Source organism: Nonomuraea sp. NPDC003754, assembly GCF_053605785.1.
On sequence record NZ_JBSGJX010000007.1, the window covers coordinates 80,374 to 95,122 of the forward strand.

The window sequence follows — 14,749 nt, forward strand, 5'->3', positions numbered from 1 at the left end:
TTGTCCAGCTAGCAGAAAAGACGACTGGTCAATCTGTGTACATCTGGGCTTTACTCGCGTCATGGATGCTTCCTCCATGCGCAGGACTCTCTCCATCGCGGCCGCCCTCCTCGCCGCCGCCACCCTCACCGCCGCCGCCCCCGACGGCACGCTCACCCCCATCTCCGCCTCGGTGAAGGCCGGCGACCCCGTCCAGCTCCGCTACTCCACCCCCGCACCCGACCCCAAGAACTGGATCGGCCTCTACAGCGACCCCGGCAACGGCCCCGTCGACCAGAAGTACGTCGGCGCCTCGCTGAAGTGGGTCTACATCCCGCAGGGCAGCGGCACCGCCAGCCTCGACACCGACGGCCTCGAACCCGGCAACTACGTCGCCTACGCGCTGGCCAAGGACGGCTACCAGTGGCTGGCCGCCCCCGCCAAACTGAAGATCGTGAGCAACGAGGCTCTGCGCTTCGTCACCGGGACGATCCCGCTGCGCAACGCCCGCGCCAAGAGCCCCTACACCGCGACCGTGCGCGGCCTGGTCAGGGGCCAGGTCACCGGCTTCCGCAAGGTCAGCGGGCCCGAGTGGCTCGACGTCGCCCAGGACGGCACCATCACCGGCACCCCGCCCGCCGCCGCCTCGGCCAAGACCGTCACCGCCACCGTCGAGGCCGTCAACGACGGAGGCGAGAGCGCCACCGCCCAGGTCAGCGTGGACGTCAGGCCGCCCGGCGCGCCTCTCGTGCCCGAGCTGAAGGCGCTCAGCTGGAACCTCTGGCACGGCGGCAGCCAGGTGCGCGGCGGCCGGGAGAAGCAGCTGAAGTTCCTGCTCGACCACGACATCGACGTGGTGGGCGTGCAGGAGAGCTCGGGCACCTCCGCCAAGGACCTGGGCGAGGCGCTCGGCTGGGACCACTACCAGGCCGGTCCCGACGTCGGCTTCGTCAGCCGCTACCCGATCACCTCGCGCGGGCCGCTGCCCCAGCAGTCAGGGCTGCCCGCCGCCAATGTGAAGATCAAGGTCGACGACCGGCGCGGCACCGAGATGGCGCTGTGGAACGTCCACCTCGGCTACACCCCCTACGGGCCCTACGACGCCTGCTTCGGCAAGTACCCGGTCGAGCGGCTGATGGCCAGGGAGGCGGAGTCCGGCCGTACCAGGCAGATCGAGGGCGTCATCAAGGCGATGGAGGGCGACCTGGCCGCCTCGGAGCGCACCCCCGTGCTGCTCATGGGCGACTTCAACGCCCCCTCCCACCTCGACTGGACGCCCGAGGCGAACAAGTGCGGCTACGACGCGGTGGCGTGGCCCACCTCCGTCGTTCCCGAGCGGGCCGGGCTGAAGGACTCCTTCCGCGTCGCCAACCCCGACCCCGTCGCCGAGCCGGGCATCACCTGGTCGCCGATCTACACCACCTTCACCGGCGGCTACGGGCACGACTCCCACAAGGGCGAGCCGGAGCCGAAGGACCGCATCGACTTCATCCACTACAAGGGCGACCTGCGGGTCCAGAGCTCGGCCGCGGTCGTCGAGGGCGACCCGGCGCCGATTCCCGGTCACCGCGACAACCTCTGGACCTCTGACCACGCGGCGGTGCTGACGGTGTTCGGGGTCGAGTAGCCCGAACCGGGTCCGGCACGGTCGCGCGACGATCGGGAGCCCGCGCCTCTACGGCCCGACCCCGCGGCTTACCCCACACGAGCAGGAACGCCTGCTCATCCATGCCGCCGGGTCGCGCGCGGCAGGCGGGCCGGCAGGTGCCGGCCCGCCACGACGTCATGGACGGCACGCCGGGACAGCACGGCCGCCCCGACGGCGGGTGAGGTTGAACCCCGGCGGGGAGGGGCGCCCCGCCATCCCGTGTCGCGTCAGGCCCCCGGGCGCGCCTCGGCGGGCGCGGGAACCTGGGGCCGGGTGGAGTCGAGCGCGCGCAACGCCGCCACCAGGGGAGCCAGCTCCGGTTGCCGGTCGGCCTCGGCCAGCGCCTCGGCCAGCGCCGCGTCGTTGGTCGGCTGCGCCTTGGCCAGCAGGTCCAGCCCTGCGGGGGTGACGTCGGTGTAGATGCCCCGCCGGTCGGTCGCGCACAGGTAGCGCGACAGCAGCCCGCGGTCCTCGAGCCTGGTGACGAGTCTCGTCGTGGCGCTCTGGCTGAGCCCGATCGCGTCGGCGAGCTGGTTCATCATCAGGTGCCCACCCTCGCCCGGGTGCTGCGCGCTGAGCAGCACCAGCGCGGAGTACTCCCGCACGCTGAGGTCGTGCGCGGTCTGCAGAGCGCGCTCGATGTGCGCGTCGATCCTGTTGTGCAGCGCGGACAGCGTGCACCAACTGTGTGCCCGAAGGTTCGGCATGACTTCAGGTTACCTCCTCGTGCAATAGTCGGCGCTTGCATATATCCCGCGCATGCAATTATTGTGGACGCGTTCCATTCTTCTAGTCGAGGGATCTGTCATGCCCATCGCACTCCTGGCCCTGGCCATCGGCGCCTTCGGGATCGGGACGACCGAGTTCGTCATCATGGGGTTGCTGCCCCAGGTCGCCGCGGAGTACGGCGTCTCCATCCCCACGGCCGGATACCTGGCTTCGGGATACGCCATGGGAGTCCTCATCGGCGCGCCGATCATGACGATCCTGGGCACCCGCGTCCCCCGGAAGACCATGCTCACCGCCCTCATGGTCATCTTCGTGGTGGGCAACCTGCTCTCGGCGGTCGCGCCCGCCTTCGGCCTCATGCTCGCCGGCCGGATCGTCACCTCCCTGGCACACGGCGCCTTCTTCGGCATCGGGTCGGTGGTGGCCGCCAACCTCGTCGCCCCGCAGAAGCGGGCCAGCGCGATCGCGCTGATGTTCACCGGGCTCACCCTCGCCAACGTCGTCGGCGTCCCGCTCGGCACCTGGCTCGGCCAGCAGACCAGCTGGCGCCTCACGTTCGCCGCCGTGCCCGCCCTCGGCGTGCTCGCGGTGATCGGCGTCGCCACGCTCGTGCCCGCCGACGAGGCACCCACCGCCGCCAACAAGCGCATACACGGCGGGAAGGGACTGCTCCGCCGCGAGCTGGCCGCCTTCGGCGACGTGCAGGTACTGCTGGCCATGGCGATGACCGTCCTCGGCTTCGGCGGCGTCTTCGCCGCGATCACCTACATCGCGCCGATGATGACCGAGGCCGCGGGCTTCGCCGAGTCCGGAGTCACCTGGATGCTGGTGCTGCTCGGCATCGGCATGGTGATCGGCAACCTGATCGGCGGACGCCTGGCCGACCGCGCGCTGATGCCGCTCCTGTACGGCTCGCTCGCCGCCGTCGCGGTCGTGCTCGCGCTGTTCACCGTCGCCGCCTACTCCCAGCTCGCCTCGGCGGTCGCCGTCGTCTTGATCGGCCTGCTCGGCTTCGCCACCGTGCCGCCGCTGCAGAAGCGGGTGCTCGACCTGGCCTCGGGCGCGCCGACGCTCGCCTCCGCCGTCAACGTCGGCGCCTTCAACCTGGGCAACGCGCTGGCCGCGTGGCTGGGCGGTCTGGTCATCTCCGGCGGCTTCGGCATCACCGCCCCGAACTGGGTGGGCGCGCTGATGGCCGGCTCGGCGCTCGTGCTGGCCCTTGTCTCGGGACTGCTGGACCGCAGGCAGGCCAGGCGCCCGGCCCGCGCCACCGCCGAGGTCGCCGCGGCGGAGCGGGTCTGACCAGGATTCACCTGGTGAAGGTGACACCGTCCGCACGGACCTGCCACCCCGTGACGGCCCAGGGCCCGGCATCGCCGCCGACCCTGGGCCCTCACACGTCCCGGACCGCCACGCGCCCCGGACCGTCGTCACACGCCCCGGGCCGTCACGGCCCGGGGCCGTCATACCTCCCGGGCCGTCACGGCTTCCGTTGGTCGGCCTCCCGTACGTCGTGGAGGTGGATCAGGACGTCGAAGGAGCGGGCGAGCGCGAGGTCGGCGAGCGGGTAGGGGTACTGCGTGCCGATGTTGCGCGTGGGGCGGACGACCTCCAGCCAGGTGCGCGCCGCGGCCGGGGCGGTGCGGATGTCGAGGTAGTAGTCCCGGTGACGGACCTTGTCGAGGGTGTACTCGTTCGTGCCGGGCCCGGCCGCGCCCACCGTGAACTTCTTCCAGTCGCCGCCGAGAGCGGCGTCCTTCGACAGGAAGGAGCCCCGGTCGAAGGTGAACCCGATGGGAAGGTACTTCTGGCCCAGCGTGTCCCGCAGGAACGACCCTTGCGTCTTGGGATACAGCGCGGGCTGGCCGGCCACGTAGCCGACGTGGTCGTTCTGCGCCGACAGCAGCATCTTGTCGCCGGTGCGCCGCTGCCACCAGGCGGTGTTGTCGGCCATCACCTGGTCGCGGTAGCGCTGCGCGACGGGAAGCCAGGCCTTGTCGGTGAGGTCGAAGGCGAGGAACGTGGCCGTCTGGGAGATGGACCGGGCGTTCTGGACCGTGAGCTCGAACTCGTCCTCGTCCGTGCCCTTCAGACTGCTGACCAGGTTCAGGGCCTGCCGTGCCTTGGCGGCGAGCCGCTGCCGTTCCGCGAGCGGCTTGCCGAGGTAGGCGAACACGTCGTCGATCGGGCGCAGACCGGCGTAGAGGTCCGTGACGTGCGGCAGCGACTCCGGGTGGGTCCGCCGCACGTAGCCGGTCACGCGCTCGAAGAAGTCGTCGCTCAGTGTGGGGGCGCCGATGTCGTTGCCGATGAAGTGGACCGTGCGGCCGGGGTGGCGGCGGTTGTGGTCCCGCATCCACTCGATGAGGCTCACGAACTCCTCCCTGTCCCACGGCGAGTTGGCCAGCGCCGCTGTCGCGATCTCGCGTGCGTCGCCCTTGCCGGTCTGGAGGTAGTCGTCGATCTGAAGTCCCGAGGACCAGCCCAGTTCCAGGGCGAAGGTGGTGAAGCCCTTCTCCTCGACGAGGTAGCGGAAGACCCGCTCCTTCATGGCGAAGAACTCGTGCGAACCGTGGGTCGCCTCGCCGAGGCCGACCACCTTGGCGTCGCCGATCATCGCTCCCAGCGCTCGCAGGTCGGCCGTCTTGCTCCCCGGCTCGGTCGAGCGCAGCGGGTGCGCCGCCCGCTCCAGCGCGCGGACCGGGTCCTGCTGCCCGCCGGTCGTGCCGGCCGAGGCCGCCTGGGCCGCCACGGGGGCGAGGACCGCTCCCATCGCGATCACCGCCGTCGCCCGCAACCCCCACCGGCCGATGCGCCTTCGGTCCCTGGCCATGCCTTACCCCTTACCGTTTACCTAGCGTCCTGCCACGTGAGACCGATCAGGCCTCACGGTGAAATCGATACGCCGACGAGAGTATGGCCGCGCGATCGCGCCCCCCATGACGCTGACCAGCATCTTCGCGGTACGGCGAGCAGGCGCGTCAGGGTGGGGCCGGCACTACCCGGAGGCCGCCACGAGCCGGCCCGGCGGCTGTGCTGACCTCATCGCGCGACCGGCCCAACCGCACCCGGAACGATCGGTAGGACGTCGCCCTCGGGACGGCGGGCGCGGGCAGGGCAGGAGTCGCGGGGTCATGGGCGGCCATGGCGTTGACAGCATCGGCCTCGCGGGCGTCGCGGCGTATCGTGAGGGCGTGGCCGACACTCTCGCACGCCCCAGCAAGCGCGGCGTCGCCGCCGCCGTCGTCCTCGCGGGGCTGCTCCTCGCCCTGTCAGCGCTGCTCCCGTGGGCGGGCATCGACGCCAGACTGGACGTGCTGGGGGCCGGCATCAGCCAGGAGATGCGCGGCGTCGACGACCCGTTCGGCGTCTACACGCTGGTCGCGGGCCTGGCCGCCGCCGCGTTCGGGCTGGCGGGCCTGCTGCGCGGCCGCCTGCTGACGGCGCTCGCCGCGCTGCCGGGGACGGCCGCGGCCGTGCTGCTGGTGGTGTACGTGGCCGACCCGCGCGGCATCGGCGACCGGGTGTCGGTGGATCTCGGGGTGCTGTCGATCGAGCCGGGCCTGCGGCCGGGCTGGTACGCCGCGCTGGCCGCCGCGCTCGCCGTCACCGCGCTCGCCCTCCTCGCCCTCCCCCGCCCTCGCCAGCGCTGACCGACCCGCTCCCCGCCCTCACCCACGCTGACCGACCCGTCCCCCCGCCTCGCCCGCGATGACCAACCCGATCCGCGCCGTCACTCACGCTGACCGACCCGACCCCCATCCCGTACGGCAAGCCGGGTCAAGCCCCCCGTGGTCACCGCTGACCGCCCGTCCATCACGCGTACTCCAGCAGGACTTCGGCGCAGCCGCGCAACGTCCGCCCGGCAGGGAAACGGCACGCCGGGGTTCGCCACCCAGGAGCCCGACGGGGCGCCGTGACGGCGGGAACCGGAGTCCTGCCCGGTGAGCGCCCGTGACAGACGGCACCCCGCGCGAACGGAGGCGCTGGAGCCGGCTTGCCGTAAACGAATGACCCCCGAACCGGACGGCCCACGGACGGCGGCGGAACGATCGGCCCGCACGGCTTTCGGTCTGTGCCCCGGATGCCCGCACGGGACGGTCCGGGTGGAGGCGCGGGGATCAGTCGTAGAAGCCCAGGCGGCGCAGTTGTTTCGGGTCGCGCTGCCAGTCCTTGGCGACGCTGATGCGCAGGTCGAGGTAGACGCGGGTGCCGAGCAGCGCCTCGATCTGCTTGCGGGCCTTGGTGCCGACCTCGCGCAGCCGCTCGCCCTTGTGCCCGATGACGATCGCCTTCTGCGACGGACGTTCGACGAACATGTGCGCGTAGATGTCGAGCAGGTCGTCGCGCCCCTCTCGGGGCAGCATCTCGTCGACCACGACCGCGATCGAGTGGGGCAGCTCGTCGCGCACCCCTTCGAGCGCCGCCTCCCTGATCAGCTCGCCCACCAGCACCTGCTCGGGCTCGTCGGTGAGTTGCCCGCCCTCATACAGCGGCGGCGACTCGGGCAGCTCGGAGATGAGCACGTCGGCCAGCGCGTCGAGGTTGTCACCGCGGTTGGCCGACACCGGCACGACGTGCGCGAACTCGGCCAGCTGGGACACGGCCAGCAGTTGTTCGGCGATCTGCTCCCTGGACGCCAGGTCGCACTTGGTGACCACGGCGACGACGGGTGTGCGCTTGACCGCGCCCAGCTTCTCGGCGATGAAGCGGTCGCCCTTGCCGATCGGCTCGTTGGCGGGCACGCAGAAGCCGATGACGTCGACCTCGGTCAGGGTGGACAGCACCAGGCTGTCGAGCCGCTCGCCGAGCAGCGTGCGCGGGCGGTGCAGGCCCGGCGTGTCGACGATGATCAGCTGGGCGTCGGGGCGGTGCACGATGCCCCTGATGACGCGCCTGGTCGTCTGCGGCTTGGAGGAGGTGATCGCCACTTTGGTGCCGACCAGCGCGTTCATCAGCGTGGACTTGCCGACGTTGGGGCGGCCGACGAAGCAGGCGAACCCGGCGCGATGGTTACTGGTCACCTATGAATTCTCGCCTATGCCGACCAGCGCTCTCGCCACCAGGCGAAAGCCTGGGGCAGGACCCGCGGCGCCCAGGCGGGCATCGGCAGGCTCGTGAGCTCGCTCTCGGCGGCGAAGCGGGCGTCGGTGATCTCGTCGCCGTCGGGCGTGATCGTGCCGCCGACGATCGCGCAGCCGTAGACGGCGTTGACGTAGGCGACCTGGTGGCCGTTGGGGTAGGTGGTGCGGAACTCGGGCCCGCCGAACACCCCGATCAGCCCCCGCACCTCGATGTCGACGGCGAGTTCCTCGCGCAGCTCGCGCACCACGGTGTGCTCGGGACGCTCGTCGGGGTCGATGCCGCCGCCCGGCGGCGCCCAGCTGCCCTGCTCGCCGGTGTGGCGGGCCACCAGCAGCCGTCCTTCGTCGTCGAAGACGCAGCCGGTGGCCGCGGGCAGCATCAGCAGGCTGTTGCCGACCTGCCGGCGCAGGTCGGCGAGGAACGGCGACATGGCCATGTCAGGCCCTGAGCGTGCCGTCGGGGCCCGCCACGAACAGCGCCTTGGCGCCCAGCTCGCGGACCACCGCCTCGTCGTTCTCGCTCGCGCTCTCGGCCTCCGTGACCAGTGCCGCCGCCTCGAGCGACCGGGCGCCGCCGGAGACCGCCATGGCCACGGCCACCTGCACGGCCGACAGCGTCAGCGAGGCGAGGGCGACGTTGGTCGCGGCGTAGGTGCGGCCTGTCTCGTCGCGCACCGCCGCGCCCTCCCGCGCCGCGTTGCGCGCCCTGGTCGCGCGGGCCAGCGTGATGATCTTGGAGTCTTCGGCATCGAGAGTCACGAGCCAAGGTTAGCGAGCCAGCTCGGCGAACGTCTTGGCGAGCTGTTCGGTCCGCTGAAGGTCAACGGTGCCCAGGCCGGTGTGGACGAGCGACAGCAGCCTGTCGCCCAGGCGGACGAACACCACGTCGAGGGCGTAGGGGTAGCCGTTCAGCCGTCCGCGCAGCTGCCTGCCGACCGCCTCGTCGCCCAGCGGCGGAAGGGTGAGCGGGGACAGCCGCAGCCGGGTGGCCCGTCCCGGCTCGGTCACCTCCATCCGGGGGCAGCGGTCGAGGGTCCGGCCGAGCTCGTCCAGGTGCCACGCGGCCTGGGCGCCGCCGTAGACGGCCACCCCGACCGCGGCCAGTTCGCCGAGCACGTCGCCCTGGTAGCTGGCCGCCGCGTGCGCCTCCAGCGCCCGCGCGGGCGGGCGTCCCGCCGCGGTCTGGAACGCGGCCGCGCACTGGGCGCCCGTCTTGAGGAACGGCGAGCGCCACGCCGCGCCCGCCTTGGGGGAGAACCCGTCGGGCAGGACAGGCTGGCCGCGCAGGATGCCCCGCAGCCGGGCGCTCTCCTCTGTGGCCGCCGACTCGGCGTAGGGACGCCGTTCGGCGCACCCGGCCAGACTGGTGACCAGCAGCCCGCAGGCCATGGCGGCGAGTGCCGCCCTCATGATCAGCGCCATGATCTCCCCCGATGATCGCTCACGCCGACGGCATATCTCCCCCGTCGACGAAAACGGCAATCCACCGGAGTCGCCAACTTCATTACCTGTGTTGAAAAGACCCTGGAAAACCTGTAAGGGTGCTCTCGCCCGGTTCAACCCGGGCGAGAGCACCCTTGACGAAGTGCAACGCCTGGCCGCGGCTAGCAAGCCGGGCGTCGCGTTCCCCCCGGAGCCCCCTCCGCGCCGCGAACCCCTTCCGGCGCCTCGGTGACTCCCTCCGACACCCACCGCACAGGGTGTCGAGAAACATCGTGCTCGGAGGGCCTTGCAAGATGCTTGTAGAACACTTGCGGCCTTGGCGAACCCTCTGATGTCTTGTACGGACTCGACGCTCAGCGCGGCCTTGCGCCGGGGTCCGCGCAGTGTGTCGGTCGAGCGCCTGGTCCGCGCTGTGTGTCAAGCGCCGGGTCCGCGCGGTGTGTCAGTCGTGTTCGGCGGCCGCGACGACGGCCTCGTCCTCGGGCGGCGCCACCCGCCGGACGACCACCGTGCTGATCCGGTTGCGCCGCCCCGCCAGGCTCTCGGCGGTCAGCCGCAGCCCGGCCACCACCGCCTGCGACCCCGCGATCGGCACCCGTCCCAGCGCGTGCGCCAGCAGCCCGCCCACCGTCTCGACGTCGTCGACGTCGATCTCGGCGTGGAACAGCTCGGCCAGCTCGTCGACCGGCATCCGCGCGGTCACCCGCAGGCCCCCGTCGGGCTGCGCCTCGACGCGGGGCGCCTCCTGGTCGTACTCGTCGGTGATCTCGCCGACGATCTCCTCGAGGATGTCCTCGATGGTGACGAGCCCGGCGGTGCCGCCGTACTCGTCGATGACGATGGCCAGGTGGATCTGGCGCGCCTGCATCTCGCGCAGGAGCTGGTCGATCGGCTTGCTCTCGGGCACGTACGTGGCCGGACGCATGATCGACTCGACCTTCGCGCCCGCGTCGCCGGACGACTCCTGCACCCGCCGCGCGATGTCCTTGAGGTAGGCGATGCCGATGACGTCGTCCTCGTTCTCGCCGACCACCGGCACCCGGGAGAAGCCGCTGCGCAGCGCGAGCGAGAGCGCCTGGTTGAGCGTCTTGCCGCGCTCGATGAAGACCATGTCGGTACGGGGCACCATGACCTCGCGCACCAGGGTGTCGCCGAGCTCGAACACCGAGTGGATCATCTCGCGCTCGTCCGGTTCGATCACCCTGCGCTCCTCGGCCAGGTCGACCAGGTCGCGCAGCTCGGCCTCCGAGGTGAACGGCCCGTCGCGGAAGCCCTTGCCGGGGGTCAGCGCGTTGCCCAGCAGGATCAGCAGCTTGGGCAGCGGCCCGAAGATCCTGGTCAGGCCGTAGACGAGGGGGGCGGCGGCCAGCGCGATCGGTTCGGCGTGCTGGCGGCCGAGGGTGCGCGGGGAGACGCCGACGATGACGTAGCTGACCACGATCATGACGGCGGCCGCGGCGGCATAGGCCCACCCCTGGTCGCCGAGCAGATCGATGAACAGCAACGTGGCGATCACCGTGGCGACCAGCTCACAGCTCAGCCGGAGCAGCAGCAGGAGGTTGAGGTAGCGGGGCGGGTCGGCGACGATGGCCTGCAGCCGCTCGGCTCCTCTCCGACCCTCACGCACGAACTCCTCGGCGCGCACCCGGGAAATGCGGGACAAGGCCGTTTCGGCACTGGCGATCAGACCTCCGATCACCACGAGACCGACGGCCGACAGCAGCCACGCGTTCACCGCTGGGTGCGCACCTCCCGCCACGACTCCAGGAGCTGGGCCTGCAGGCCGAACATCTCCTTGTGCTCCTCCGGTTCGGCGTGGTCGTAGCCGAGCAGGTGAAGGATGCCGTGGGTGAGCAGCAGGTCGAGCTCGTCGGCCGTGCTGTGGCCGGCGGTGGTGGCCTGCTTGGCCGCCACGTGCGGGCACAGCACCACGTCGCCGAGGAGCGCGGGATCGGGGCCGTTGTCGGCGTCGCCCCGCGCCCCGCCGCCGGGGCGCAGCTCGTCCATCGGGAAGGACAGCACGTCGGTGGGGCCGGGCTCGCCCATCCACTTCTCGTGCAGCTCTGCCATGACCCCCTCGTCGACCACGAGGATCGACAGCTCGGCGAGGGGGTTGACGCCCATCTCCTGCAGCACGTGCCCGGCGAGGGCGGCGAAACCCTGCTCGTCGACCTCGACGCCGGACTCGTTGTTGACCTCGATGCTCACGGTCGCTTCCCTCGTCGCTGCTGGTGGATCTGCTTCGGCTCCTGGAGCGCGTCGTAGCGCCCGTAGGCGTCGACGATGTCGCTGACCAGCTTGTGGCGCACCACGTCGGAGCTGCTCAGCCGCGCGAAGTGGATGTCGGGGATGCCGTCGAGGATCTCCTGCACCACGCGCAGACCGCTGACCGTGCCGGTGGGCAGGTCGACCTGGGTGACGTCACCGGTCACGACGATCTTGGAGTTGAAGCCCAGTCGCGTGAGGAACATCTTCATCTGCTCGGCCGAGGAGTTCTGCGCCTCGTCGAGGATGATGAAGGCGTCGTTGAGCGTGCGACCGCGCATGTACGCCAGCGGCGCGACCTCGATCGTGCCCGCGGCCATCAGCTTGGGGATGGACTCGGGGTCGACCATGTCGTGCAGCGCGTCGTAGAGCGGGCGCAGGTAGGGGTCGATCTTCTCGTAGAGCGTGCCGGGCAGGAAGCCGAGCCGCTCCCCCGCCTCGACGGCGGGCCTGGTCAGGATGATCCGGTTGACCTTCTTCTCCTGGAGCGCGCGTACGGCCTTCGCCATGGCGAGATAGGTCTTGCCGGTGCCGGCGGGGCCGATGCCGAACACGACCGTGTGCTTGTCGATCGCGTCGACGTAGCGCTTCTGGTTGACGGTCTTGGGCCGGATGGTGCGCCCGCGCGAGGAGAGGATGTCGAGGGACAACACCTCGGCGGGGCGCTCGGAGGTCATCTTCAGCATGGCGATGCTGCGCTCGACGGCGTCGGCGGTCAGCTCGCCGCCGCTGCGCAGCACCTCGACCAGCTCCTCGAACAGGCGCACGACGGCGCCGCTCTCGTCGGGGCTGCCGGTGACGGTGATCTCGTTGCCGCGCACGTGGATGTCGGCGCGGAACGCGCCCTCGATGACGCGCAGCAACTCGTCGCGGGAGCCAAGGAGGGTGACCATCGGATATTCGTCCGGAATCAGCACCTTTGCCTGAGTGCGCGAGGGTGGTGCTGTTCTACGGGATTCGTTTAGCTCAGACATGGGCAGGCCTGTCGGCCTGATGCCTCCCGGTCTCGGTAGGGTGTTCTCACTTCATGGTAGCCGGGCACCCCCACCCGGCTCGCGTCAATATCAGCCGGGCGGCCAGGACAGCGCGCGCCCGCCCAGAACGTGCGCGTGCACGTGGAAAACGGTCTGGCCCGCGCCCGGTCCGGTGTTGAAGACCACGCGATAGCCGCCCTCGGCCACACCCTCCTGCGTCGCCACGGCGTGCGCGCTCTTGAGCACGTCGTCGGCCAGGCCGTCGTCGGCCTGGGCCAGCGCGGCGGCGTCGGCGTGGTGAACCTTGGGGATCACCAGCACATGCATGGGCGCCTGCGGATTGATGTCGCGAAAGGCCAGCGTCCTGTCGGTCTCGTAAACGATCTCGGCAGGAATCTCCTTCGCCACGATCTTGCAGAAGAGACAGTCGGTCACGGTGGAACCCTATCGTCACTCGAGAGAAAGGAGGGGACCCGCTGTTGCCAATCGGTAATCCGTCATACCGTGCGTACAAAGATCCCCGCGGTTAGGGTGTGTGTGCGACAATCCACCGAAAACTAAGACGATTCAGGGTCGGGCGAGGCCACCTGGCGAGGACACGACTGGGTCATGCCCCCTAAGGAACCGCAAGAGCGTAAACCCCCCGGGAAGGCTGAGCGTCCCACTGATGTGACCACCGAAACCCTTCTGGCCGACAGGTCGTTAGGGGCGGTGCCGGTCGGGTGGGATGCCGACATGGCCGTGACCGCGCTCTACAGCGCCCACTTTCGGTCATTGGTGCGTCTCGCTGTGTTGCTGGTACGCGACATAGCAACCGCGGAGGAAGTCGTGCAGGACGCGTTCGTCGCCATCCATGGCGCCTGGCGCAGACTTCGCGACCCCGACAAAGCACTCGCCTACCTACGTCAGTCTGTCGTCAACCGGTCCCGTTCCGTGCTGCGTCACCGCGCGGTCGTCGAAAAGTACGCTCCCAAAGGCCTGCCCGACGCCCCGAGCGCCGAGAACGGCGCGATCGGCGAGCTTGAACGCTCGGCCGTCATCGAGGCACTGCGGGCCCTGCCCGCGCGACAGAGAGAGGCGCTCGTTCTTCGTTATTACGGTGACCTGTCCGAGGCCGAGATCGCCCATGCCATGGGCATCAGCAAGGGCGCCGTCAAGAGCCACACGGCTCGCGGCATGGCGGCCCTGCGTTCCGTTCTGGAGAAGATGTCATGACCCTGCCACCCGACGAGCACGGCGAGATCCTGCGCCGGGTGCTGCGCGCGGAGGCGGACGCGGTCGTGCCGTCTCCCGAGGGCTTGGAGATCATCCGCGCCCGCATCGAAAGGCGCGGGCTGCGGGGACTGTTCTGGTGGCGGGCGGGCGCCGCGGCGGCGGGCGCGGTTCTCGTGGCGGGGACGATCGTGATGGTCGTCCCCGACCTCCGCAACATGGTGATCGTCCCCGCGGTCCCCGTCGACAACGGCACCGAGCTGCCCCCCGACAACTCCTCGACCACCCGCCCGCCGGCCAAGCTGCCGCCGACGCGGCGCACCCAGCCCGCCGTCCCGCCGCCTCCCGTGACCCACTCACCGGCCACCGAGACCTCCGAGACGCACGCCCCGGTCAAGAAGACCCCGACGCCGACCCCCACCCCGACGCCGTGCGCCAAGGAAAGCGCGCAGCCGCGTGCGGAGGAGTGTCTCGACGCCACCCCGACGCCGACCCCGTCGGCCACGCCGTCAGAGACGACCCAGAACCCCGACAACCCCGACTGCAGCGCCGAGCAGTGCTCGCCCGAGGACCCCGCGCCCTCACCGAGCGAGATCGCCACCCCGCTGTCCAGCCCCTAGCATCACCAGCGCCCCGTACGCGCCTGCACGACGGCGGCCGCCGCGACCCCCGCCGTGGAGGTGCGCAGCACCGTCGGCCCGAGCAGCACCGGCACGGCCTTCGCCGCCGTGAACCTGTCGAGCTCGTCCTCTGAGATCCCGCCCTCGGGCCCCACCACGAGCACGATGTCGCCGGCCACCGGCAGTTCGACGCTCGCCAGCCCCTCCTCCGCCTCCTCGTGCAGCACCAGCGCCAGCGCGGCCCCGGCCAGCAGCTCGGCCACCTGGGCCGTCGAGTGCTGCGGCGTCACCTGGGCGGCGTGGAACCTGCGGGCCTGCTTGCCCGCCTCCCTGGCCGTCGCCTGCCACTTCGCCAGCGACTTGGCCGCCCGCTCGCCCTTCCACTGCGTGACGCTGCGCGCCGCCGACCAGGGGACTATCACGTCGACGCCCGCCTCGGTCATCATCTCCACCGCCAACTCGCCCCTGTCGCCCTTCGGCAGCCCCTGCACCACGACCAGCCGCGGCGACGGCGCGGGAACCTCGAAACGGCGCAGGACCTCCACCCGCAGGCCGTCCTTGAGCACCTCGACGGCCACACACTCGGCGACCGCGCCCGCCCCGTCGGTCAGGTCGATCCGCTCGCCCGCCCGGATACGCCGCACGGCTGCCGCGTGCCGCCCTTCGGGGCCGCCGAGAACGAACTGCGCGCGGCCGAGATCGGCCGCGTCGGCGAGGAACACGGGCACGGTCACAGGAGCCTCCCCTGGGCGGGCGACGTTACGGCGGCCGGCCGGAGTCCCGCTGGAGCAGCGT

Annotated in this window: 16 protein-coding genes; 5 read left to right on the top strand and 11 right to left on the bottom strand. The window is 71.0% G+C overall.

What is annotated here, in order from left to right; all coding sequences use genetic code 11:
• Positions 1-76 precede the first annotated feature (76 nt).
• Entirely contained in the window at positions 77-1,606 is a 1,530-nt protein-coding gene (locus ACWEVS_RS11260; protein WP_452551145.1) for an endonuclease/exonuclease/phosphatase family protein, read from the top strand.
• A 248-nt stretch (positions 1,607-1,854) separates the two neighbouring features.
• Here ACWEVS_RS11260 and ACWEVS_RS11265 read toward each other — a convergent pair whose 3' ends face one another.
• The gene (locus ACWEVS_RS11265; RefSeq protein ID WP_449916697.1) at positions 1,855-2,334 is read right to left on the bottom strand and encodes a MarR family winged helix-turn-helix transcriptional regulator; all 480 of its coding nucleotides are present in this window, start codon (positions 2,332-2,334) and stop codon (positions 1,855-1,857) included.
• A gap of 100 nt (positions 2,335-2,434) precedes the next feature.
• Between ACWEVS_RS11265 and ACWEVS_RS11270 the strand changes: the two genes are divergently transcribed.
• Entirely contained in the window at positions 2,435-3,658 is a 1,224-nt protein-coding gene (locus tag ACWEVS_RS11270; RefSeq protein ID WP_452551147.1) for an MFS transporter, read from the top strand.
• Between the two features lie 178 nt (positions 3,659-3,836).
• On the opposite strand, the gene ACWEVS_RS11275 is transcribed toward ACWEVS_RS11270, so the two are convergent.
• On the bottom strand, positions 3,837-5,189 hold the full coding sequence (locus ACWEVS_RS11275) for an erythromycin esterase family protein (protein WP_452551149.1): 1,353 nt from the start codon (positions 5,187-5,189) through the stop codon (positions 3,837-3,839).
• Between the two features lie 361 nt (positions 5,190-5,550).
• Here ACWEVS_RS11275 and ACWEVS_RS11280 point away from each other — a divergent pair, with 361 nt between their 5' ends.
• Positions 5,551-6,009 carry a hypothetical protein gene (locus ACWEVS_RS11280; protein WP_354906580.1) on the top strand — a complete coding sequence of 153 codons (459 nt, stop codon included), beginning with the start codon at positions 5,551-5,553 and terminating at the stop codon, positions 6,007-6,009.
• 468 nt (positions 6,010-6,477) lie between these two features.
• On the opposite strand, the gene era is transcribed toward ACWEVS_RS11280, so the two are convergent.
• The 8 genes from era to ACWEVS_RS11320 all read right to left on the bottom strand — a co-directional run bounded on the left by era (position 6,478) and on the right by ACWEVS_RS11320 (position 12,557).
• Entirely contained in the window at positions 6,478-7,380 is a 903-nt protein-coding gene (gene era / locus ACWEVS_RS11285; protein WP_354906581.1) for a GTPase Era, read from the bottom strand.
• A 14-nt stretch (positions 7,381-7,394) separates the two neighbouring features.
• Positions 7,395-7,877, bottom strand: a complete 483-nt coding sequence (locus tag ACWEVS_RS11290; RefSeq protein ID WP_452551151.1) for an NUDIX domain-containing protein — start codon at positions 7,875-7,877, stop codon at positions 7,395-7,397.
• A 1-nt stretch (position 7,878) separates the two neighbouring features.
• On the bottom strand, positions 7,879-8,199 hold the full coding sequence (locus tag ACWEVS_RS11295; RefSeq protein WP_354906583.1) for a cytidine deaminase: 321 nt from the start codon (positions 8,197-8,199) through the stop codon (positions 7,879-7,881).
• Positions 8,200-8,208: 9 nt separating this feature from the next.
• Positions 8,209-8,862, bottom strand: a complete 654-nt coding sequence (locus ACWEVS_RS11300; protein WP_452551153.1) for a hypothetical protein — start codon at positions 8,860-8,862, stop codon at positions 8,209-8,211.
• A gap of 463 nt (positions 8,863-9,325) precedes the next feature.
• Entirely contained in the window at positions 9,326-10,618 is a 1,293-nt protein-coding gene (locus tag ACWEVS_RS11305; RefSeq protein WP_449916715.1) for a hemolysin family protein, read from the bottom strand.
• On the bottom strand, positions 10,615-11,091 hold the full coding sequence (ybeY, locus tag ACWEVS_RS11310) for an rRNA maturation RNase YbeY (protein WP_354906586.1): 477 nt from the start codon (positions 11,089-11,091) through the stop codon (positions 10,615-10,617). Before ybeY ends, ACWEVS_RS11305 begins: the two co-directional genes overlap by 4 nt.
• Positions 11,088-12,122, bottom strand: a complete 1,035-nt coding sequence (locus ACWEVS_RS11315) for a PhoH family protein (RefSeq protein ID WP_354906587.1) — start codon at positions 12,120-12,122, stop codon at positions 11,088-11,090. Before ACWEVS_RS11315 ends, ybeY begins: the two co-directional genes overlap by 4 nt.
• A 90-nt stretch (positions 12,123-12,212) precedes the next feature.
• The gene (locus ACWEVS_RS11320; protein WP_449916719.1) at positions 12,213-12,557 is read right to left on the bottom strand and encodes a histidine triad nucleotide-binding protein; all 345 of its coding nucleotides are present in this window, start codon (positions 12,555-12,557) and stop codon (positions 12,213-12,215) included.
• A gap of 300 nt (positions 12,558-12,857) precedes the next feature.
• On the opposite strand from ACWEVS_RS11320, the gene ACWEVS_RS11325 reads away from it, so the two are divergent.
• Positions 12,858-13,337 (top strand): SigE family RNA polymerase sigma factor, encoded by a 480-nt coding sequence (locus ACWEVS_RS11325; protein WP_183660508.1) that lies wholly within the window; start codon positions 12,858-12,860, stop codon positions 13,335-13,337.
• Positions 13,334-13,954 (top strand): hypothetical protein, encoded by a 621-nt coding sequence (locus ACWEVS_RS11330; protein ID WP_449916721.1) that lies wholly within the window; start codon positions 13,334-13,336, stop codon positions 13,952-13,954. The genes ACWEVS_RS11325 and ACWEVS_RS11330 overlap by 4 nt, the downstream gene beginning before the upstream one ends.
• Positions 13,955-13,956: 2 nt before the next feature.
• Here ACWEVS_RS11330 and ACWEVS_RS11335 read toward each other — a convergent pair whose 3' ends face one another.
• Positions 13,957-14,688 carry a 16S rRNA (uracil(1498)-N(3))-methyltransferase gene (locus ACWEVS_RS11335; protein WP_449916723.1) on the bottom strand — a complete coding sequence of 244 codons (732 nt, stop codon included), beginning with the start codon at positions 14,686-14,688 and terminating at the stop codon, positions 13,957-13,959.
• Positions 14,689-14,749: the final 61 nt, after the last annotated feature.